This is a genomic window from Kitasatospora mediocidica KCTC 9733, assembly GCF_000744225.1.
Taxonomy (GTDB): domain Bacteria; phylum Actinomycetota; class Actinomycetes; order Streptomycetales; family Streptomycetaceae; genus Kitasatospora; species Kitasatospora mediocidica.
Genome location: NZ_JQLN01000004.1, coordinates 868,416 through 887,982, shown reverse-complemented (window position 1 = coordinate 887,982; position 19,567 = coordinate 868,416). Strand labels below are relative to the sequence as shown.

The window sequence follows — 19,567 nt, the reverse complement described above, 5'->3', positions numbered from 1 at the left end:
TGTCTTGACCCTCTCTGTCGCGCCTGCCGCCGCGCCTTCCGGTCCTGCCGCCCCCGCCGGGCCGGGTGAGGCGATCCTGCGCCGCCAACGGGTCCGCGAGTCCGCCGCCCGGACGTACGCCCGCTCGTTCCCGATCGTGCCGGTCCGCGCGCACGGCATGACGGTCGAGGGCGCCGACGGCCGCCGCTACCTGGACTGCCTCTCCGGCGCCGGCACCCTGGCGCTCGGCCACAACCACCCGGTGGTGCTGGACGCGATCCGCCGCACCCTGGACAGCGGGGCGCCGCTGCACCTGCTCGACCTCGCCACCGCGGAGAAGGACGACTTCACCACCGCGCTGCTGGAGAGCCTGCCGGCCGGGTTCGCGAACGGCGCCCGGGTGCACTTCTGCGGCCCGGCCGGGACCGACGCGGTCGAGGCCGCGCTCAAGCTGATGCAGACCGCGACCGGCCGCCGGGGTGCGCTGGCCTTCACCGGCGGCTACCACGGGATGACGGCTGGCGCCCTCGCGGTCACCGGCAACGTCGCCGCCAAGGAGCCGTTGCCGAGCGGCGGCGAGGTCACCCGGCTGCCCTACCCCTACTCCTACCGCTGCCCGTTCGGCCTCGGCGGCGAGGCGGGCGCGCGGATGTCCGAGGTCTACACCGAGCGGCTGCTCGACGATCCGGCGGGAGGCGTGGTGCGCCCGGCGGCGATGATCCTGGAGGCGGTGCAGGGGGAGGGCGGCGCGGTGCCGGGGCCGGACGGCTGGCTGCGCGCGATGCGCCGGATCACCGCCGAGCGCGGCATCCCGCTGATCGTGGACGAGGTGCAGACGGGCGTCGGTCGCACCGGCGCGATGTGGGCGGTCGAGCACAGCGGAATCGTCCCGGACGCCATGGTGCTCTCCAAGGCGATCGGCGGCAGCCTGCCGCTCGCGGTGGTGGTCTACCGCGAGGAGTACGACGGCTGGCAGCCCGGCGCGCACACCGGGACGTTCCGCGGCAACACCCTCGCGATGGCGGCCGGCGCCGCCACCCTGCGCCATGTCGCCGCCAACGGGCTCGCCGAACGGGCCGGACAGCTGGGCGGGTTGCTGATCAGGGAGCTGACCGCGCTGCGCGAGCGGCTGCCGGTGATCGGCGACGTGCGCGGTCGGGGGCTCATGATCGGCGTCGAACTGGTGGACCCCGCAGGGGAGATGGACAGCTGCGGCGCGCTGCCGGCGGATCCCCGGCTGGCCGTCCGGGTCCGCGAGGCGTGCCTGGCGCGTGGGCTGATCGTCGAACTCGGCGGCCGGCACGACGCGGTGCTGCGTCTGCTGCCGCCGCTGACGGTCACCGACGAGCAGCTGCGGGCGGTCCTGGACCGACTCGCCGACGCCATCGAGGCCGCATCCGCCCAAGGCCCGGCGCGGGGTGGGGCACGATGAGCGACGAACTTCCCGATCCCGAACTACCGCCCCTGGCCGGGGGAGTGGGCGGACCGGCCGCGCTGCGCCCGCTGCTGGAGACGGTGCTGACGGCGCTCGAAGCCGGTGCCGTGCGGCGCGCAGGTCCGTTGCCGGCCGGGGCTCCGGGGGAGCTGGCCGACCTGGTCCGCGAGGAGTTCCGGCACACCGAGGCCGACGCGCTGGCCCGGCTGACCGAGCTGCTCGCGCACGGCGCCGCCGATCCGGCGGATCCGGCCTGCGCGGCGCACCTGCACTGCCCGCCGCTGGCCGTCGCGGTCGCCGCCGACCTCGCGGCCGACGCGCTCAACCCCTCGATGGACTCCTGGGACCAGGCGCCGGCCGCCACTGTCCTGGAGACCGAGTTGCTGGCCGAACTGGCCGTCCTGGTCGGCTACCGGCCGGAACTGGCCGCCGGGGTGCTGACCTCCGGTGGCACCGAGTCCAACCTTCTCGGGCTGATGCTCGCCCGGGACCAGATCCTGCCCGGACGGCCCGAGATGGACGGGGTCGACCCGGGTACGCGCCCGCGGATCTTCGCCTCGCGCGCCGCGCACTTCTCCGTCCAGCGAGCGGCCGCCGTGCTCGGGCTGGGGGAGCGCGCGGTGGTCGCGGTCGACGTCGACCGCGAGCTGCGGATGGACGGCGCCGCGCTCGGCGCGGCGCTGGCGGCGGCGGTCCGGGACGGGCAGACGCCGATCGCGGTGGTCGCCACCGCCGGGACCACCGACACCGGCGCCGTCGACCCGCTGCACCGCTGCGCCGACCTGGCGGCCGAGTACGGCGCCTGGCTGCACGTGGACGCCGCGTACGGCGGTGGGGCGCTGCTCTCCGACCGGCTGGCGCCGCTGCTTGACGGCCTGGCGCGGGCCGACTCCGTCTCGCTGGACTGGCACAAGCTGGGCTGGCAGCCGACCGCCGCCGGGGTGTTCCTGGCCCGCCGGGCCGAGACCTACGCCTCGCTGGCCCGCCGGGCGGTCTATCTCAACCCGGCGGACGACGAGGAGGCCGGCTACCCGAGCCTGCTCGGTCTCTCGCTCCGGACGACCCGGCGGGCCGACGCTTTCAAGATCGCGGTCACCCTGCGGACGCTGGGCCGCCAGGGGCTGGGCCGGCTGGTCGACCGCTGCCATGAGCTGGCCCTGGCGGCGGCGGAACTCGTGCGTGGCCGACCCGAGTTGGAGCTGCACTGCGAACCGCTGCTGACCACTGTGGTGTTCCGCTACCGGCCGCAGCGCGGGGAGCGGGCGCGGGAGTGGGACCCGGCGGCCGTCGATCGGTTCAACGGCGAACTGCGCCGGCGGCTGCTGGCCGGCGGGCGCGCGGTGCTCGGCCGCACCGAACTCCCGGGCGCCGGCCCGGGCCTGGTGCGGCTCAAGCTCACGCTGCTCAATCCGCACACGAGCGAGGCCGAACTCGCCCGGCTGCTGGACGAGGTGACCGAGGCCGGCCGTGCACTGGAGTCGGCGTAGGGCAATGCGGAACAGTGGTGATCCGCACAATTCGACGGGAATATCGACGGCGCCTGCTGGAGGAAGTTCCAGCGATCGGTGGTAATCGCATTCCGTTGCTCATCGATGTCTTTTTTCGGCCGCGCCTGGACGACATTTCGCCAACCCACCGGCAAGACTTGCGATCCTCCCGAACAACGACGGTAACGTCACTTCCCGTAGTCGCCGCCACACCAGGAGCACACGGTTCCTCGGGACTCGCGGCGCGAGGGGGACCCGCCATGCGCAACCGCGAATCCGCGGTGCCTGCGGCATGTCGTAGCGATCGGGCGCGGCCGGCGACGGCCCCGGCGTCCGTGGTGGCCACCCCCGACGGCGCGCCGGATGTCCAGGCGCCGCCGGCCTTATGCTCGTAGCCCGGTCGTCGGAGTGGATCCGCTGCGGATCCCGGGCGGCCCGAGTGCCGCGGTGACCGTCGGACCTGAATTCAGCGTCACATTCGGATGAACGAGCGTCAATAGCGCGGGCATTTCTGCGCGCTCGTGCCCGGATGTGCGTTCTTCCGCGCCCCGGTGAACGGCGGCGCGCGTCACGACACCCGAGGTGCCGGACATTCTCCCTTCCCCCGCTTTCCCCTTCCCCCGTTTTCCTTTCCCTGACTTCTGCTGTGAACTCAGCCATGCGACGCGGAGGCCGCGGTTATGAGCGACTCGCTCATCAGCACCAAGCCCAGCACGTTCGAGGCACGTCCCTTTTCCGACCGCTGCCGGCAGGTATGGGAGCGCGGTGACCACCTGCTGATCGGGGTGAGCCCCGGGAACAGCTACTTCAGCCCGCAGCGGATATCCGAACTCGTCTTGTGGGCAAGGGAGTTCTTCGACTCGGTGGATATCGTCTACGCGGATCTGCACGTCGACACCCAGTTCGCGGCCTTCGGCTACACCCCCGAGCACGCCCAGCGCCGGGCTGCCAAGGAGATCAAGACCACCGCCCGGCGGATCCAGCGCGGGGTGGCGGACGCCGGCTGGGAGGCGGTCCGGATCCGCGCGGTCTCCGATTTCCTCTCCGACGCCCGCTACCAGCAGCTGCGGATCGCCATCGAGGAGAGCCTGACCGGCGACCCGGTCTTCCGGCAGGCCGCGGAGGGGATGGCGCGCTCCTTCCTCGCCGGCCGCACGCCCGACGGCGAGGAGCCGACCGCGGAGCAGCTCGCCGCCGGCCTGCGCTACATCTGCGCCGAGCTGCCGTTCTTCCTGGACACCCCCGGCCTGCTCAAAGTGCCCACCTCGGTCTCCTGCTACCACGTCGAACTCCCGCTCACCCCGGTGCTGTTCGGTCGCAGCGAGGGGCTGCGCGCGGTTCCCGGGCAGGCCTACGCGGTGGTCCGTCCCGGGGCGGCCGCGCCGCGTCCGGCCGCTGCCGCGGCCTGAACATCCGGGCCCGTGACCCGTCCGACCCCGACTTCCTTCTGATCGACCGTCATATTTCTTGAGGAGAAGCACGATGACCACGACAGCACAGCGCGACCCGGTCCTGCCCGGCACCGCGCACCACCCGCCGCTGCCGGACTTCCCGCTGTCCCGCCGCGGCGACATCCTGCCCGCGGAGGCCGAGCGGCTGCGTGCGGAGCAGCCGGTCGCCCGGGTCCGCACCATGACCGGCGACGAAGCCTGGCTGGTCAGCAGCTACGAGCTGGCCAAGCAGGTGCTGGAGGACGACCGGTTCAGCCTCAAGGACACCGCGAACCCGGGCGTGCCGCGCCAGTACGCGCTGACCATCCCGCCGGAGGTGGTCAACAACATGGGCAACATCAACAGCGCCGGGCTGCGCAACGCCGTCATGAAGACCCTCTCACCGCAGGCGGACCGGGAGTTGGGCGGCTGGCTGGAGGCGCAGGCGCACCAGCTGCTGGACCGGCTGATCGAGCAGGGCCCGCCGGCCGACCTGCGCGACGGCTTCACCGAGCCGTACTCGGCCGCGCTGCACTGCCGCCTGCTGGGCATCCCCACCGACGACTGGCGCCGGCTGATGTCCGGCATCGACGTCGCGTTCATCACCAGCCCGAGGACCTTCGAGGGCTCGGCAGTCAACTGGTACAAGGACCTCGGCTACATGGTGGACCGGCTGAACGCCGATCCGGAGCCGACCGAGGGCCTGCTCGGCCGGTTCGCCGAGCTGCGCCGCTCGCCGGACGTCTCGGACCAGGTCAGCGACGAGCTGCTGGCCACCGTCGCTCTCTCGCTCTTCGGCGCGGGCGCGGTCAGCACCTCGGCGTTCCTGCAGCACGCGATCATCGCGCTGGCGCAGCAGCCGGAGCTGGCCGACCGCCTGCGGGCCGAGCCGGCGGTGATCGGCCGGGCGGTGGACGAGCTGCTGCGCTACAACCTGTCGATCGGCGACGCGCTGCCGCGGATCGCCCTGGCCGACGTCCGGTTGGGCGAGGTGGAGATCAGGGCGGGTGAACTGGTGCTGGTCCTGATCGAGGGGGCCAACTACGACCCGGCGGTCTTCCCGCACCCCGAGCGGATCGACTTCGACCGGGAGTCCAACCCGCACCTGGCCTTCGGCGGGGGCCAGCACTTCTGCCCCGCCTCGGCGCTCGGCCGCACGCACGCCGAGATCGCGCTGACGGCGCTGGTGGAGAAGCTGCCGGCGCTGCGGCTGGCCCTGCCGGTCGAGCAGTTGGCGTGGCGTCCGGGCTTCATCAAGCGCCTGCCGGAGCGCCTGCCGGTGCTCTGGTAGCGCCGCAGGCCGTCTCCGACACCCGTTCGTCGTGGCGCTGCCGCGGCGGACGGGTCAGTCGGGTCAGTCGGGCAGGCCGAGCAGGATCGCCCGGGTCCGCTCCCAGGTCTCGGGGTCGCCGGCGACCAGCAGGCCGTCCTCACCGCCGGGCGGGTCGGCCCGGTACGGGGTGCCGTCCAGCCGGGCCGAGACCCCGCCGGTCTCGCGGACCAGCAGCGAGCCCGGTGCGTGGTCCCACGGAAGGGTCCGCCAGTAGACCAGGAAGTCCAGGTCACCGTCGGCGACCTGCGGGTACTCCACGCCCGCCGCGCGCCGCCCCCCGGTCACCTGGCCGAAGGCGTGCACCCGGTCACGCAGTCCGGGAAAGACGTCCTTGGTCAGGAACCACGGCTTCATCGAGCCGCGCCACTTCTCGGGCGAGTCGGCCGCCGGCGCATGGGTGAGCCGCTGCCCGTCGCGCCAGGCACCCGCGCCCAGTTCGGCGGCGTAGGCGGTGCGGGTCATCGGCTGCCAGATCCAGGCCGCCACCGCCTCGCCGTCGCGGATCAGCGAGACCATCACCGCGAAGTCGGGCCGTCCGGCCACGAAGTTGGCGGTCCCGTCCACCGGGTCGACCAGCCAGCAGGCGGGTTCGGTGTGCAGCGCCCGGGCGAGCGACGGGTCGGCGGCCACCGCCTCCTCGCCGACCACGGGCACCGGCAGCAGCTCGCGCAGCCGTCGGGTGATGATCACCTCGGCCTCCCGGTCGGCGACGGTGACCAGGTCACCCGGGGACTTCTCCATCACCTCGCCGGCCGCCAGGGCCCGGAATCGCGGTTCGACGACCTCCGCGGACGCCTCGGTGAGGATTTCCGCCACCTTCTCCATGAGCACGCGTCCGCTCCCTTCGCTGCTACCACTCTCGCACGCCCGGGTATCCGCGACCTGCGGCGACCACCGGCTGGACGGCGTGGGCCCCCACGCCGTCCCGGCCCGTCGCGCGGGGCCGGAGCGAACCCCTCGGGGCGGGTCCAGGCACGGAGGTACCGAGGAGCTCAGGCGCTCAGGCCGGGACCCGTTCGGCGACGGGGGAGTCGGCCGGCCGGCGGTAGCGCCGGCCGGTGGCCGTGCAGGCGGCGAGCAGCAGGGCGGCCGCCGCGGCGGCGCAGGTGAGGGCGAACGGCGCGCGCGGGCCGTAGGCGTCCACCGCCCAGCCGCCGGCCACCGTGCCCGCCGACTGCGCGAGCGTGATGCTGCTGACCAGTCCGGCCATCGCCTCGCCGAGCCGCATCCCCGGGACGGTCCGCTCGACCAGGCCGAACATCGTGATCATCTGCGGCGCGATCGCGAGCCCCACGCACCCCACCGCCAGCGCCAGTCCGCCCAGGCTGGTGCCGGTCAGCGGCGCCAACACCGACGCGGCGAAGAGCAGGCCGGTGCCGGCCCGCAGGCGTCCGGGCAGGTCCCAGCGGGCCGGCAGGGCCGCCATCGCGACGCCCGCGAAGGAGCTGGTCAGGCCCACCAGTCCGTAGAGCAGCCCGGCCGCGCCGGGGTGGCCCAGCTGCGCGGTGGTCGCGGTGACGCCGACCTGGAGTGAGCCGAAGACCGTCCCGAGCAGGGCCATGCCCGCCAGCAGCAGCCCGTACGGGAGGGTCAGCAGCCGCCCGGCGGGTGTGCGCGGACCCGCGCCGGTGCCGGGCGGCGCCGAGGGGTGCAGGGCGAAGAGCGTCGCGCCGCCGCCGACCAGGGCCGCCGCCAGCAGCATCCCGGCGCCCGGACCGGCCAGCGTGGCCAGCACGCCGACCAGCGCCGGGCCGCTGGTGAAGCTGATCTCGTCGACCAGGCCGTCCAGCCAGAGCGCCGAGGCCCGCCGGTCGGGCCGTCCGCGGGCCAGCCAGAGCCAGCGGCTGCGGGAGAGCGGCCCCACCAGCGGGACGGAGAGTCCGACCAGGACGGCCGGCGCCAGCTGCCAGCCGAGCGGCGCACCGCTCTCGGAGGCGGCCACCAGCGCGAGGATCGCGAGCGTGTTGACCACGGCGGCGACCAGCCCCACCGGGCGCTGCCCGCGCCGGTCGGCCAGCCGTCCCACCAGCGGCCCGCCGCCGGCTTGGCCCAGGGCCAGCGCACCGGCCGCCGCGGCTCCCTGCCAGACGCTGCCGGAGTTCTGACTGACCAGCAGCAGGGTGCCGATCGGGCACATCGCCGCCGGGAGCCGCCCGAGCAGCGACCACACCAGCACCCGACCACCCGTCAACTCCCGGGTGTCCCGGAACTTCTCCGCCGCACTCATGCCCGCTCGTCCTCCAGGGGCCGGGTCGGGGCGCCCGCCTCCCCCACACCGACCCCGACAGAGCGTCAGCCCGCGGGTGAGTCCCGACCCTATGAGCCAGTCGGATGGCCCAGCCATGGTCGGATCATCCAATCCCGCCGCCCGCAGTCGGTCCGCTGCCGGTGGCCGCGCTCGACGGGTGACCCGTGCTCGACGGGTGACCCACGCCCGGCCGGTGCGGCGCGCCCGCCGCGGACAGCGCGACGCCGAGGGCGACCAGCGCGGTCAGCAGGACGGTCAGAGCGATGAACCCCAGCGCGCGCGGCCGCCCGTGCGGGACGCTACGACACGTCCCCACCGCCCAGACCGCTGCCGTCACGACGACCAGCGGCAGGCCGGCCGGCGGGTCGATCCTCAGCACACCCGCGCTGACGGCCGCGAAGGTGACGCAGGTCCGGGTCCAGGCCAGGTCGGTGCGCCCCTGCGCGGACCCGGGTTCGACGTCGAGGGGCGGGCCGCTCACCCGCCGGAACTCCTGGAGAAGACCACCAGGGCCGCCGCGAACGCGCACTCGACGGCCACCACGGCGGCCAGAATCCGTGGCAGCGGGGAGCGTGGCAGCGGCGCGCCCTGCCGCAGCGCCCGCTGGGTGCGTGCCCAGTCCAGGTAGCCGACCACCGCGACGACCGCGCCGAGCACGATCAGCGGCACTCCGAGCGCCCGGCGCCCCCACGCGATCCCGGGGAAGGGCGGCAGCAGCTGGGTGAACCCCAGTCCCGCCGCCACCAGGGCCAGCGCGGTGCGGCTCCAGGCGAGGTAGGTCCGCTCGTTGGCGAGGGTGAAACGCGGGTCGGGCTCGCTCTCCTGGCCGGTCACCGCCCGTCTCCACGGATCATGCGGCCAGTCAAGCAGACCGGCCCGCGCCGCGGCGGAACCGAATCGCGGGGCGCGGCGCGGCGCAGGCCGACCGGCACATGGTGGGCGGCGTCAGGACGGTTGCGCTCGCCGCAGTCCCCCCAGGAGCAGGTCGACCAGGCGGCGGGGGTCGTAGCGCGGGTCGCTGTCCCGTCCGACGCAGAGGTTGCCGATGCCGCGCATCAGCTCGTAGGCAGCCGTCCCGGGGCGGATCTCGTCGGCCTCGACCGCGGCGTCGAGCAGCTGCGCGCAGACCGGAACCAGGCGGTCGAGGAAGTAGCTGTGCAGCGCCTCGAAGCCGGTGCTGTCCGACTGCAGGGCGTTGGCGAGTCCGTGTTTGGTGACCAGGAAGTCGACGAAGAGGTCGACCCACTGGCGGAGCGCCGCGAACGGGGAGTCGGCGGCGGCCAGCAGGCTCGGGCCGGCCTCGGCGCAGGCCTCCACCTGGTGGCGGTAGACCGCGACGACGAGATCGGCCCGGGTCGGGAAGTGGCGGTAGATCGTCCCCATCCCGACGCCCGCCCTGGCCGCGATCTCACGGATCGGTGCGTCGACGCCGGAGGTGACGAACACCTCGGCCGCGGCGGTGAGCAGCGTCTGCTGGTTGCGCACCGCGTCGGCCCGCTTGGTTCGGGCCGGCACCTCCCCGGAGGGGCTTGTCGAGGGCACCACGCTCTCCTTTCGCCGGCCGGGTGGCCGCCTGGACCGTTGACAAAGCGGAACACTGCTCCGTATCGTAAATCCGGAACATTGCTCCGCTTCTAGTCTAAGGGACGTCCTCGCCATGAGTGCACTCACCGACCCGGCCGGAACCTTCGGCCGGCCCGCTCCCGTCCTCTCGGTCGCACCGGTCGTGCTGCCGGTTCCCGGTCGCCCGGTGGACCTGGAACTGCGCGTCTCCGCGCCCGTGGCCGGGACCGACCTGCCGGTCATCCTCCTGTCGCACGGGCAGGGCCACTCCAACCACCTCTCCTCGCTTGACGGTTACGCCCCGCTCGCTAGCTTCTGGGCGGCGCACGGCTTTGTCGTGATCCAGCCCACCCATCTGAGCTCGACGACGCTGAGCCTGGACGCCGACACCCCCGGAGCGCCGCTGTACTGGCGCTCGCGCGCCGAGGACATGACGCACATCCTCGACCGGCTCGACCTGGTCGAGGCCGCCGTCCCGCAGCTCCTCGGGCGCCTGGACCGCGACAGGGTCGCCGTCGTCGGGCACTCGATGGGCGGCCACACCGCGAGCCTGCTGCTGGGCGCGCGGCTCACCGATCCGCAGGACGGGACGGAGGTGAACCTGGCGGAGCCGCGGATCAGGGCGGGCGTGCTGCTCGCCGCGCCCGGCCGGGGCGGGGACGCGCTCAGCGCGTGGGCGGCCGATAACTTCGCCTTCCTGCACACCCCGGACTTCTCCGCGATGACGACGCCCACGCTCGTGGTCGCCGGCGACAAGGACACCTCCGCCCACCTGACGGTCGCCGGCGCGGACTGGCACGCCGATCCGTACGTCCTCGCGCCGGGCCCCAAGTCCCTGCTCACGCTGTTCGACGCGGAGCACGGACTCGGCGGGATCTCCGGCTACGACGTCGCCGAGACCACGGACGAGAACCCCCTGCGGGTCGCCGCGGTCCAGCGGCTCGGCTGGGCCTACCTGCGCAGCGAGCTCTACCCCGGGGATCCCGCCTGGCAGCAGGCGTGTGACGCGCTGGCGGCCGGGCCCGAACCGCTCGGACGGGTCGAGTCCAAGTAGGCAGGGCGGCCTCAGTGCCGGCGCTGGCGGATCACCTCGTCGTACTCGGCGTGCACGCGGCGGTCCATGGCCAGCGCGAACTGGGCGTCGGCCACGGTGCGGGCCAGCGGGCGGACGCGGGTGAGCTGTTCCGTCAGGTGGGCGGCCCGGCCCGGCGGGAGCGGCTGCTCGCCGGCCAGCGCGCCGAGCAACTGGTCGCGGATCAGCGCGACGAAGACCTCGGCGACCGCGTCGGCGTACTCCTGGGTCTTGCGGCTGGCGTCCAGCACGGCGCTGAGCGGGACGCCCTCCGCCACCAGCGCGACGGTGGCGTCCATCAGGCGGCGGCTGACGTGGGTGACGCCGTCGTCCTGGACGGTGATGTAGCCCTGGGCGAGTGACTCGGCGGTGACGGTGTCGGTGAGCTGGTCGCCGAAGGCCGCCGCCAGCTCGTCCCAGCTCAGCGAGACGGGGGTCTCGTCCGACCAGGGGGCGACGATCGCGTCCTGCAGCCCGATCAGCTCGGCGACGTCCCGCCCGCTCTCGCCCGCGCCGATCAACTCGGTGATGCCGCCCAGGGTGTGGCCGCGTTCCAGCAGCTCGGCGATCATCTGCAGCCGGGCCAGGTGGGATTCGCCGTACCAGGCGATTCGGCCCTCCTTGCGCGGCGGCGGCAGGAGTTTGCGCTCGCGGTAGAAACGCAGGGTGCGGGTGGTGATGCCGGCGGCCGCGGCGAGTTCCTCGACGCGGAACTCGCGCGGACCTGCTGCTTTGCTCTCGATCTCCGCCACGCGGCCAGCATAGGGCGGGGCCGCGCCGAACCGGACCGGTCGGGCTTCTTCCATCAACTGTCAGCAAGGGCTACTCTGCCAATCGTGCCAGTAGATACTGGCGTGATTGGTCTGGGGAACAATCGTCAGCACCGCAGTGCCCAGAGAGGACCGCCGCATGGCAGCCAGCCCCGAGAAGCGTGCCCGCACCCGCACCGGCCGCACGCCGGACGTCCCGGCCCAGCCGGCCGCATCGGCCGGGCCTGCCGCGTCGGCCGAGTCCGACGTGCCGCGGGTGCCGCATGTCCGCGTGGCCGTGATCGGCTCCGGCTTCGGCGGGATCGGCGCGGGCGTGCGGCTGCGCCGTGCCGGGATCACCGACTTCGTGATCCTGGAGCGCGCCGGCTCGGTCGGCGGCACCTGGCGGGACAACGACTACCCGGGCTGCGCCTGCGACGTCCCCTCGCACCTGTACTCCTTCTCCTTCGCCCCCAACCCCGACTGGCCGCGCAGCTTCTCCGGCCAGGCCGACATCCGCGCCTACCTGGAGCGGGTCACCGACACCTACGGCCTGCGCGCGCACCTGCGCTTCAACGCCGAGGTCACCGAGGCCCGTTGGGAGCCCGCACAGGCCCGCTGGCGGGTCACCAGCGCGGCGGGGGAGTGGACGGCCGACGCGCTGGTCGCCGCCTGCGGTCCGCTCTCCGACCCGCAGATCCCCGACCTGCCGGGCCTCGCCGACTTCCCCGGAAAGGTCTTCCACACCTCCCGCTGGGACCACGACTACGACCTCACGGGCAAGCGCGTCGCCGTCGTCGGCACCGGGGCGTCGGCCGCCCAGGTGGTGCCCGCGATCCAGCCCGAGGTCGGCCGGCTGACGCTTTTCCAGCGCACGCCCGCCTGGGTGCTGCCCAAGGTGGACCGCGAGATCAGCGCCGTCGAACGCTGGGTGCACCGGACCATCCCGGCCACCACCGCGCTGCGCCGGGCGGCGCTCTTCGCCGTCCGCGAGCTCCAGGTGGACGCCTTCGTCCGCCGGCCCGGCGCGCTGCGGGTGGTCCAGCAGCTGGCCGAGCGCCACCTGGCCCGCTCGATCGCCGACCCCGCGCTGCGCGCCCAGCTGACCCCGGACTACCGGATCGGCTGCAAGCGCATCCTGATCAGCAACGGCTACTACCCGGCGCTGGCCGCCCCCAACGCCGAGGTGGTCGCCGCCGGGCTGACGGAGGTGCGCGGCTCCACCCTGGTCGCCGCCGACGGCAGCGAGCACGAGGTCGACGCGATCGTCTTCGGCACCGGCTTCCACGTCACCGACATGCCGATCGGCGCCAAGGTCTTCGGCGCCTCGGGGCGCAGCCTGGCCGAGGAGTGGGGTGGAGGCATGGAGGCGCTGCGTGGGTCCACCGTGCACGGGTTCCCCAACCTGTTCTTCGTCATCGGGCCCAACACCGGGCTCGGCAACAGCTCGATGATCCTCATGATCGAATCCCAACTGAACTATCTGATAGACGCGTTGAGCACCCTGGAGTCGGTCGGCGCGACCGCCCTGCAGCCCACCGAGCGGGCCCAGCGGCAGTGGAACCAGCGGCTCCAGCACAAGATGGAGCGCACCGTCTGGAGCACCGGCGGCTGCCGCAGCTGGTACCTGGACGGCGAGGGCAAGAACACCGTGCTCTGGCCCGGTTCGACCAGCTCCTTCCGCCGGGCCACCCGGCGGATCGACCTCGCCGAATACGACCTGATCAAGCGCACTGCCGCGGAGACCGCCGTCGGGACCTCCGCCGCGACCGCCGCCGATTCCGCCGCCGATTCCGCCGTCGTGACCCAGGAGGTGTCCGCGTGAGCCCCGCCATCCCCGCCGACTGCGTGCTCCCCGCCCCCGCGCGCGAGCACTCCGTCCGCTCCGCCGACGGCAGCCGGCTGCACGCCGCCGAGTACGGCCCCGAGGGCGCACCGCTCGTCGTGCTCGCGCACGGCTGGACCTGCTCCACCGAGTTCTGGGCCCCGGTCGTCCACCAACTGGCCGACACCCACCGGGTGGTCGCCTACGACCAGCGCGGGCACGGCCGCAGCGACATCCCGCCGACCCCGCGCGGCCACTCCACCACCGCGCTGGCCGACGACCTGGAAGCCGTCCTGGCCGCGGTCGTACCGGACGGCCGCAAGGCGGTGCTGGCCGGGCACAGCATGGGCGGCATGACCATCATGGCGGCCGGCGACCGGCCCGCCGTGGCCGCCAGGACGGCCGCCGCGCTGCTGGTCAGCACCGGTCCGAGCGACCTGGTCGAGGAGCTGTTGGTGATCCCGGCCGGCTGGCGGCCCCGGTGGCTGCGCCGCGCGCTGCACCGGCAGATCCTGCGCTCCCGGCTGCCGCTGGGCCCGATCAGCGGCGCGTCGAGGGCAGCACTGAAGTACGCCACGATGGGACCGGCCACGCCCGCCGACCGGGTCGAGGCCACCGCCCGGATCGTGCACGCCTGCCCGACGGCCGTCCGGGCCCGCTGGGCGGCGGTGCTCGGCGAACTGGACGTCAACGCCGGGCTGGCGCGGCTGGCCGCGCCCACCGCGATCGTCGTCGGCAGCGCCGACAAGCTCACCCCGCCGGTGTTCGCGCACCGGATGCTGGCCGCGCTGTCCTCGCCGGCCGGGTTGCTGGAGCTACCCGGGGTCGGGCACATGGCACCCGTCGAGCGGCCGACCGAGGTCGCCGCCGAGATCCGCCGGCTGGCCGCCGCCCACCTGACGGCCGCCTCCTCGTCCGCCGTCGCCGCCCCGCCCGTTGAGAGGACCGAGGCCTCGTGACTCCTTCACTGAACAACCAGGTCGTCGTCGTCACCGGCGCCGCCCGGGGCCTGGGCGCGCTGATGGCCCGTCGGCTCGCCGAGCGCGGGGCCCGGGTCGCGCTGGTCGGCCTGGAGCCGGCCGAACTCAAGGCCGCCGCCGCGCTGTGCGGTCCGGAGGCCTCCAGCTGGGAGGCCGACGTGACGGACCTCGCGGCGCTGACCGCCACCGCCGAGGCGATCACGGCGAGGTATGGCCGGATCGACACCGTGGTCGCCAACGCGGGCATCGCCATCGGCGGCCCGCTGCTCGACAGCGACCACGCCGCCTTCAGCCGGGTGATCGAGGTCAACCTCCTGGGCAGCGTCGCCACCGCCCGGGCCTTCCTTCCGGCTCTGACGCAGAGCCGCGGCTACCTGCTGCAGATCGCCTCGCTGGCCGCGATCACCCCGGCGCCGCTGATGAGCGCCTACTGCGCGAGCAAGGCCGGCGTCGAGTCGTTCGCCCACGCGCTGCGCGCCGAGGTCGCCCACCAGGGCGTCAAGGTCGGTGTCGGCTACCTGAGTTGGACCGACACCGACATGGTGCGCGGCGCCGACCAGGACGACGTGCTGCGCGAGATGCGGGCCCGGCTGCCCTGGCCGGCCAACCGCACCTATCCGATCGGCCCGGCGGTGGAACGCCTGGTGGACGGCATCGCCCGCCGCTCGCCGCACGTCTACGCGCAGGCCTGGCTGCGCGGCATGCAGCCGATGCGCTGGATGCTGCCCGGCCTGATCGCCTCGGTGGGCGCGCGCGAGGTGGCCCGGCTGGCGCCCCGGCTGCGGGCGACCGCGAGCAGCCGGCTGCGTCCGGTGGGTGCGGGCGGCGCGGCCGATGACGCGGCGCACGGTTCGGCGGGCCCCTCCGGCGGCATGCGGACTCCGCGGGCCGGTGACGCTAGCGTCACCCCATGACAACTGCCCTCATCACCGGCGCCACCGCCGGAATCGGTGCCGCCTTCGCCCGCCGTCTGGCGAAGGACGGCCACGACCTGGTCCTGGTCGCCCGGGACACCGGACGTCTGGAGGCCTCCGCCGCAGAGCTGCGCAAGGCGTTCGGGGTGGAGACGGAGGTGCTCACCGCCGACCTCGCCACCGAAGCCGGGATCGCCGCGGTCGAGGAGCGGCTGAAGGACGCTTCCCGACCGGTCGGCATCCTGGTCAACAACGCCGGGTTCGGCAACCGGGGCGCCTTTCTGGCGGTCCCGTTGCAGGACGAGCTCGACATGCTCAAGGTGCATGTCGAGGCGGTGCTGCGGCTCACCACGGCAGCTCTGCCCGGGATGCGCGAGCGCGGGTTCGGCGGGGTGGTCAACGTCGCCTCGGTGGCGGCCTTCCTGCCGCGCGGCACGTACGGAGCCACCAAGGCGTGGGTGGTCAACTTCACCCAGGGCGTGATGCGCGACCTCACCGGCACCGGCGTCCGGCTGATGGCGCTCTGCCCCGGCTTCACCCGCACCGAGTTCCACGAGCGGGCCGGTATGGGGACGTCGAACATCCCGGCCTGGGGCTGGCTCTCGGCCGAACGGGTGGTGGACGAGGCGCTGCGCGACCTGGCGCACGGCCGGACCCTCTCGGTGCCGGGCAAGCGCTACAAGCTGGTGGTGGCGGTGGCCCGGCTGATGCCGGCGGGCAAGCTCGGCGGGATGTCCTCGAAGGCGGCGCGTACCTACCGGACGGACTGAGGCCTCTCGGGCCGGCGCGCGGATCGGTGCGCGGGTCGGCGGGAATACCTGACGGGCATAGCTCATTATTAGCATCGCTAACAATGAGCTATGCTCCTCATGTTTCCCATCCCTGGAGGTTCTATGAGGCCCGACCGCGTCGACTGGACGCCGCCCGAACGCTCGGCCGACTCCCCGCAGCCGCCTGCCCAGCTGCGCCGCATCCTTGCCCTCTTCCGTCCCTACCGGGGACGGCTGGCCGTCGTCGGGCTGCTGGTCGGAGCCTCGGCGGTGGTCTCGGTGGTGTCGCCGTTCCTGCTGCGGGCGGTGCTCGACACGGCCATCCCGCAGGGCCGCACCGGACTGCTCGCCCTGCTGGTCCTCGGCATGGTGGCGACCGGGGTGATCAACAGCGTCTTCAACGTGTTGCAGACGCTGATCTCCACCACCGTCGGCCAGCGTGTCATGCACGACCTGCGCACCGCCGTCTACGCCCACCTGCAGCGGATGTCGCTGGCCTTCTTCACCCGCACCCGCACCGGCGAGGTGCAGTCCAGGATCGCCAACGACATCGGCGGCATGCAGTCCACCGTCACCTCCACCGCGACCTCCCTGGTGTCCAACCTGACCAGCGTGGTGGCCACGGTCGTGGCGATGGTCGCGCTGGACTGGCGGCTGACCGTCGTCTCGCTGCTGCTGCTCCCGCTCTTCGCCTGGATCAGCCGCCGGGTCGGCAGCGAGCGCAAGAAGATCACCTCGCAGCGCCAGAAGCAGCTGGCGCTGATGTCCTCGGCCGTCCAGGAGTCGCTGTCCGTCAGCGGCATCCTGCTGGGCCGTACGATGGGCCGATCGGACTCGCTGGCACGGGAGTTCACCGAGCAGTCGGACGAACTGGCCGGCCTGGAGGTGCGCTCCAGCATGGCCGGGCGCTGGCGGATGAACGTCATCCAGATCGTGCTGGCCGCGATGCCGGCGGTGATCTACCTGGCGGCCGGTCTGACCTCCGCGCACGGCGCGCCGATCGTCTCGATCGGCACCCTGGTCGCCTTCGTCACCCTCCAGCAGGCGCTGTTCCGCCCGGCGGTCAGCCTGCTGGCCACCGGCGTCGACGTGCAGACCTCGCTCGCGCTGTTCCAGCGGATCTTCGAGTACCTGGACCTGCCGGTGGAGATCGCCGAGCCCGCCGAGCCCGTCCACCTGCTGCAGGTCCGCGGCGAAGTCCGGTTCGAGCAGGTCGACTTCGGCTACGACGCCCAGCACCCCACCGGTACGCTGGCCGGGATCGACCTCACCGTCCCGCCCGGCGGTTCGCTCGCGGTGGTCGGCGAGACCGGCTCGGGCAAGACCACGCTCAGCTACCTGGTGCCCCGGCTCTACGACGTGACCGGCGGCCGGGTGACCATCGACGGCACCGACGTGCGCGACCTCGCCTTCGAGACGCTCTCCCGCGCGGTCGGCGTGGTCTCCCAGGAGACCTACCTCTTCCACGCCTCGGTCGCCGACAACCTGCGGTTCGCCAAACCCGACGCCACCGACGCCGAGTTGGTCGAGGCGGCCCGCGCGGCCCAGATCCACGACCACATCGCGGGCCTGCCCGACGGCTACCAGACCCTGGTCGGCGAGCGCGGCTACCGGTTCTCCGGCGGCGAGAAGCAGCGCCTGGCGATCGCCCGCACCATCCTGCGCAACCCGCCGGTCCTGATCCTGGACGAGGCCACCAGCGCCCTGGACAACCGCACCGAGCGCGCGGTCCAACAGGCCATCGACGCCCTGGCGGTGGGACGCACCACGATCACCATCGCGCACCGCCTCTCCACCGTCCGCCAGGCCGACCGCATCGTCGTCCTCGACCACGGCCACATCGCCGAACAGGGCACCCACGAGGAGCTTCTCGCCCGGGACGGCCGCTACGCCGCCCTCCTGCGCCGTGAGGCCCCGGAAGACGAGCCGGGTCGGGTCGACCCTGTTCTCACATAGCCAGCCAGGTGGCACTCCAGCCGAGGGAGAGATGCGGCCACAACGAGTGGTCGTCCAGCGGGTGGAGGGTGCGGGCGACGGCGGACAGATCGTCATGGGTGCGGGCGGAGTCGACGCAGACGGTGGCGAGGACGCCATGGCTGCGCACGGCGTAGCCGGTGAAGTCGTTGCCGATCAGCCTCCAGGCGTCCTTCCCGTCGGGGGTGCAGGAGGTGACGGGCAGGAGCACGACGGAGCCGACGGGGGTCGGGTCGTTGTCGGGCGTGTTGTGCCCGGTCGCCACTGTCGCCGCGAGCTTGCAGGGATTGGCCGTGGCCGGGGCGACGGAGACGACGCCGTCGTCGTTGCCGTCCATGGTGGTGTCCTGGAAGAACACGGTGGTGCGTACGCCGTAGGGGCCTGTGGTGAAGGCGGACTGCTCGCCACCGGGCCAGTCGACCGCCTGAAGGAGCGTGTGGTCCAGCCCGGGATGATCACTCAGCCAGGCACGGGCGGCCAGCGTTCCTGTAGGGCGTGCAGCGGCACCGTTCCCGCAGCCAGCAGCAGCACCGCGGCCCCGATCCCGGCGGCCACCGCCCGGCCTCGCACCTCCAGCAGGGCGAAGGCCAGCGGGTACGGCAGGCACAGCAGCACGGTCGAGACGGGACCGAAGGGCAGCAGATAGGGGCCCGAGACCAGCACCAGGTTCAGCGCCACCACGCCCGCCCCGCCCAGGACGAGCACCCGCAGCGCGGCGAGGCCGCTGCCCTTCCCTGCTGCGCGGCGCCGCCGCACCAGGGCCCACATCGAGGCGAAGGCAGCCCCCTGTAGCGCGCATCCGACGCCGAGCGCGATCAGGAACACCAGCCCGGCGATCCCCCCGCCGCCCTGGACGACGCTCGATGCGGCTCCTCGCACGACACCGATACCCAGCATGGACGGGAACCCGATGCACCACGCCAGGAGCCAATCCACCATCGGTCGGCGACCACCGGTGCTGCGTGACATGTTCTTCGGTGGAAAAGGGTCAGCGGCTCGATGACTGGACCCGGCCGGCATTCTCAGGCGGCTTTGGGGAGTTCGTTGTAGACCTCGGCGAGTTCCTGGCCGGACAGGGCGTGGACGGCGCGCATGACCTCGTCGGTGACCTCGCGGCGGGCCTTGGCGGAGCGTTGCCGGCCGTGGTACTCGGTGAAGTCCAGGGGCTCGCCGAAGCGGACGGTGACGCGGGCCAGGCGGGGGATGCGGGAGCCGACCGGTTGGAGGTGTTCGGTGCCCTCCAGGGCGACCGGGACGACCGGGACGCCGGCGGTCATCGCCAGCCAGGCCACGCCGGTCTTGCCGCGGTAGAGGCGGCCGTCGCGGGAGCGGGTGCCCTCGGGGTAGATGCCGAAGGCCTCGCCGCCCTCCAGGACCTCCAGCGCGGCGTCCAGGGCGGCCTGGGCGAGGTGGACGGTGCCGCGCTCGACGGGGACGGCGTTGATCGCGTCGAAGAACGCCTTGGAGAGCCGGCCGCGCATGCCCTCGCCCTGCCAGTACTCGGCCTTGGCCAGGAAGCGGACCGGGCGCGGCGCGGTCAGCGGGATCACCACGCTGTCGATGAAGGACAGGTGGTTGCTGGCCAGGATCACCCCACCCTTGCGCGGCACGTTCTCCAGGCCCTCGATGACGGGCCGGTAGAGGGCCTTCGCGAGCGGCTTGATCGCGAGCTTGGTGATGAGATTGATCATGGTCCCTCCCCGGGCACCGGCCTGCGTGGATCGGCTCGTCGCGGCGCCGTGCCGGGGCGCTGCCCGACCGCACAGTACGACATTCGTTGAGTCCGCTGTCGTCGGCCCCCATCCGGT

19 protein-coding genes are annotated in these 19,567 nt (G+C 73.4%); 10 read left to right on the top strand and 9 right to left on the bottom strand.

The features are described 5' to 3' along the window. Nucleotides 1-4: 4 nt before the first annotated feature. The 4 genes from BS80_RS11590 (at nt 5) to BS80_RS11575 (ending at nt 5,622) form a co-directional block, all read left to right on the top strand. The gene (locus BS80_RS11590; protein WP_035796172.1) at nt 5-1,411 is read left to right on the top strand and encodes a diaminobutyrate--2-oxoglutarate transaminase family protein; all 1,407 of its coding nucleotides are present in this window, start codon (nt 5-7) and stop codon (nt 1,409-1,411) included. Then, nucleotides 1,408-2,901: a pyridoxal phosphate-dependent decarboxylase family protein gene (locus BS80_RS11585; RefSeq protein WP_051966481.1), complete on the top strand. Its 1,494-nt coding sequence runs from the start codon at nt 1,408-1,410 to the stop codon at nt 2,899-2,901. The genes BS80_RS11590 and BS80_RS11585 overlap by 4 nt, the downstream gene beginning before the upstream one ends. A gap of 680 nt (nt 2,902-3,581) precedes the next feature. Then, entirely contained in the window at nt 3,582-4,310 is a 729-nt protein-coding gene (locus tag BS80_RS11580; RefSeq protein WP_035796170.1) for a tRNA-dependent cyclodipeptide synthase, read from the top strand. A gap of 73 nt (nt 4,311-4,383) precedes the next feature. Next, entirely contained in the window at nt 4,384-5,622 is a 1,239-nt protein-coding gene (locus BS80_RS11575) for a cytochrome P450 (protein ID WP_051966480.1), read from the top strand. 63 nt (nt 5,623-5,685) lie between these two features. Here BS80_RS11575 and BS80_RS11570 read toward each other — a convergent pair whose 3' ends face one another. The 5 genes from BS80_RS11570 to BS80_RS11550 all read right to left on the bottom strand — a co-directional run bounded on the left by BS80_RS11570 (nt 5,686) and on the right by BS80_RS11550 (nt 9,454). Continuing rightward, nucleotides 5,686-6,489, bottom strand: coding sequence for an inositol monophosphatase family protein (locus BS80_RS11570; RefSeq protein ID WP_035797319.1), 804 nt, complete (start codon nt 6,487-6,489; stop codon nt 5,686-5,688). A 175-nt stretch (nt 6,490-6,664) separates the two neighbouring features. Then, nucleotides 6,665-7,891, bottom strand: a complete 1,227-nt coding sequence (locus tag BS80_RS11565; protein WP_051966479.1) for an MFS transporter — start codon at nt 7,889-7,891, stop codon at nt 6,665-6,667. A 124-nt stretch (nt 7,892-8,015) separates the two neighbouring features. After that, nucleotides 8,016-8,393: a DUF202 domain-containing protein gene (locus BS80_RS41815; RefSeq protein WP_035796168.1), complete on the bottom strand. Its 378-nt coding sequence runs from the start codon at nt 8,391-8,393 to the stop codon at nt 8,016-8,018. Further along, nucleotides 8,390-8,746 (bottom strand): YidH family protein, encoded by a 357-nt coding sequence (locus tag BS80_RS11555; protein ID WP_232246440.1) that lies wholly within the window; start codon nt 8,744-8,746, stop codon nt 8,390-8,392. Before BS80_RS11555 ends, BS80_RS41815 begins: the two co-directional genes overlap by 4 nt. Before the next feature lie 111 nt (nt 8,747-8,857). Then, nucleotides 8,858-9,454, bottom strand: a complete 597-nt coding sequence (locus BS80_RS11550) for a TetR/AcrR family transcriptional regulator (RefSeq protein WP_035796164.1) — start codon at nt 9,452-9,454, stop codon at nt 8,858-8,860. A 115-nt stretch (nt 9,455-9,569) separates the two neighbouring features. Between BS80_RS11550 and BS80_RS11545 the strand changes: the two genes are divergently transcribed. Further along, complete coding sequence (locus tag BS80_RS11545; RefSeq protein ID WP_035796163.1) at nt 9,570-10,529, top strand: alpha/beta hydrolase family protein; 960 nt, start codon at nt 9,570-9,572, stop codon at nt 10,527-10,529. 11 nt (nt 10,530-10,540) lie between these two features. Here BS80_RS11545 and BS80_RS11540 read toward each other — a convergent pair whose 3' ends face one another. After that, the gene (locus BS80_RS11540; RefSeq protein ID WP_232246439.1) at nt 10,541-11,299 is read right to left on the bottom strand and encodes a MerR family transcriptional regulator; all 759 of its coding nucleotides are present in this window, start codon (nt 11,297-11,299) and stop codon (nt 10,541-10,543) included. Between the two features lie 157 nt (nt 11,300-11,456). Between BS80_RS11540 and BS80_RS11535 the strand changes: the two genes are divergently transcribed. The 5 genes from BS80_RS11535 (at nt 11,457) to BS80_RS11515 (ending at nt 17,741) form a co-directional block, all read left to right on the top strand. Then, on the top strand, nt 11,457-13,121 hold the full coding sequence (locus tag BS80_RS11535; protein WP_083974532.1) for a flavin-containing monooxygenase: 1,665 nt from the start codon (nt 11,457-11,459) through the stop codon (nt 13,119-13,121). Further along, nucleotides 13,118-14,080, top strand: coding sequence for an alpha/beta fold hydrolase (locus tag BS80_RS11530; RefSeq protein WP_035796160.1), 963 nt, complete (start codon nt 13,118-13,120; stop codon nt 14,078-14,080). The genes BS80_RS11535 and BS80_RS11530 overlap by 4 nt, the downstream gene beginning before the upstream one ends. Continuing rightward, nucleotides 14,077-15,015: an SDR family oxidoreductase gene (locus BS80_RS11525; protein ID WP_051966478.1), complete on the top strand. Its 939-nt coding sequence runs from the start codon at nt 14,077-14,079 to the stop codon at nt 15,013-15,015. Before BS80_RS11530 ends, BS80_RS11525 begins: the two co-directional genes overlap by 4 nt. Next, nucleotides 15,012-15,785 (top strand): SDR family NAD(P)-dependent oxidoreductase, encoded by a 774-nt coding sequence (locus tag BS80_RS11520; RefSeq protein WP_035796158.1) that lies wholly within the window; start codon nt 15,012-15,014, stop codon nt 15,783-15,785. Before BS80_RS11525 ends, BS80_RS11520 begins: the two co-directional genes overlap by 4 nt. 123 nt (nt 15,786-15,908) lie before the next feature. After that, the gene (locus BS80_RS11515) at nt 15,909-17,741 is read left to right on the top strand and encodes an ABC transporter ATP-binding protein (protein WP_035796157.1); all 1,833 of its coding nucleotides are present in this window, start codon (nt 15,909-15,911) and stop codon (nt 17,739-17,741) included. Here the strand turns inward: BS80_RS11515 and BS80_RS40645 are convergent. The 3 genes from BS80_RS40645 to BS80_RS11500 all read right to left on the bottom strand — a co-directional run bounded on the left by BS80_RS40645 (nt 17,734) and on the right by BS80_RS11500 (nt 19,450). Further along, nucleotides 17,734-18,117, bottom strand: coding sequence for a hypothetical protein (locus BS80_RS40645; protein ID WP_198045491.1), 384 nt, complete (start codon nt 18,115-18,117; stop codon nt 17,734-17,736). The two genes, BS80_RS11515 and BS80_RS40645, sit on opposite strands and share 8 nt — an antisense overlap. Before the next feature lie 101 nt (nt 18,118-18,218). Then, entirely contained in the window at nt 18,219-18,656 is a 438-nt protein-coding gene (locus BS80_RS40640) for a hypothetical protein (protein WP_035796153.1), read from the bottom strand. Nucleotides 18,657-18,781: 125 nt separating this feature from the next. Then, nucleotides 18,782-19,450 carry a lysophospholipid acyltransferase family protein gene (locus BS80_RS11500; protein WP_035796152.1) on the bottom strand — a complete coding sequence of 223 codons (669 nt, stop codon included), beginning with the start codon at nt 19,448-19,450 and terminating at the stop codon, nt 18,782-18,784. Between the last annotated feature and the right edge of the window lie 117 nt (nt 19,451-19,567).

What these genes read in the sequence shown, in the direction of transcription:
- BS80_RS11535 (WP_083974532.1), top strand. Translation starts at nt 11,457, where the DNA reads ATGGCAGCCAGCCCCGAGAAGCGTGCCCGCACCCGCACCGGCCGCACG.
- BS80_RS11515 (WP_035796157.1), top strand. Translation starts at nt 15,909, where the DNA reads ATGAGGCCCGACCGCGTCGACTGGACGCCGCCCGAACGCTCGGCCGAC.
- BS80_RS11500 (WP_035796152.1), bottom strand. Translation starts at nt 19,450, where the DNA reads ATGATCAATCTCATCACCAAGCTCGCGATCAAGCCGCTCGCGAAGGCC.
- BS80_RS11565 (WP_051966479.1), bottom strand. Translation starts at nt 7,891, where the DNA reads ATGAGTGCGGCGGAGAAGTTCCGGGACACCCGGGAGTTGACGGGTGGT.
- BS80_RS11585 (WP_051966481.1), top strand. Translation starts at nt 1,408, where the DNA reads ATGAGCGACGAACTTCCCGATCCCGAACTACCGCCCCTGGCCGGGGGA.
- BS80_RS11545 (WP_035796163.1), top strand. Translation starts at nt 9,570, where the DNA reads ATGAGTGCACTCACCGACCCGGCCGGAACCTTCGGCCGGCCCGCTCCC.
- BS80_RS11570 (WP_035797319.1), bottom strand. Translation starts at nt 6,489, where the DNA reads ATGGAGAAGGTGGCGGAAATCCTCACCGAGGCGTCCGCGGAGGTCGTC.
- BS80_RS11580 (WP_035796170.1), top strand. Translation starts at nt 3,582, where the DNA reads ATGAGCGACTCGCTCATCAGCACCAAGCCCAGCACGTTCGAGGCACGT.
- BS80_RS11520 (WP_035796158.1), top strand. Translation starts at nt 15,012, where the DNA reads ATGACAACTGCCCTCATCACCGGCGCCACCGCCGGAATCGGTGCCGCC.
- BS80_RS40640 (WP_035796153.1), bottom strand. Translation starts at nt 18,656, where the DNA reads ATGCTGGGTATCGGTGTCGTGCGAGGAGCCGCATCGAGCGTCGTCCAG.
- BS80_RS11575 (WP_051966480.1), top strand. Translation starts at nt 4,384, where the DNA reads ATGACCACGACAGCACAGCGCGACCCGGTCCTGCCCGGCACCGCGCAC.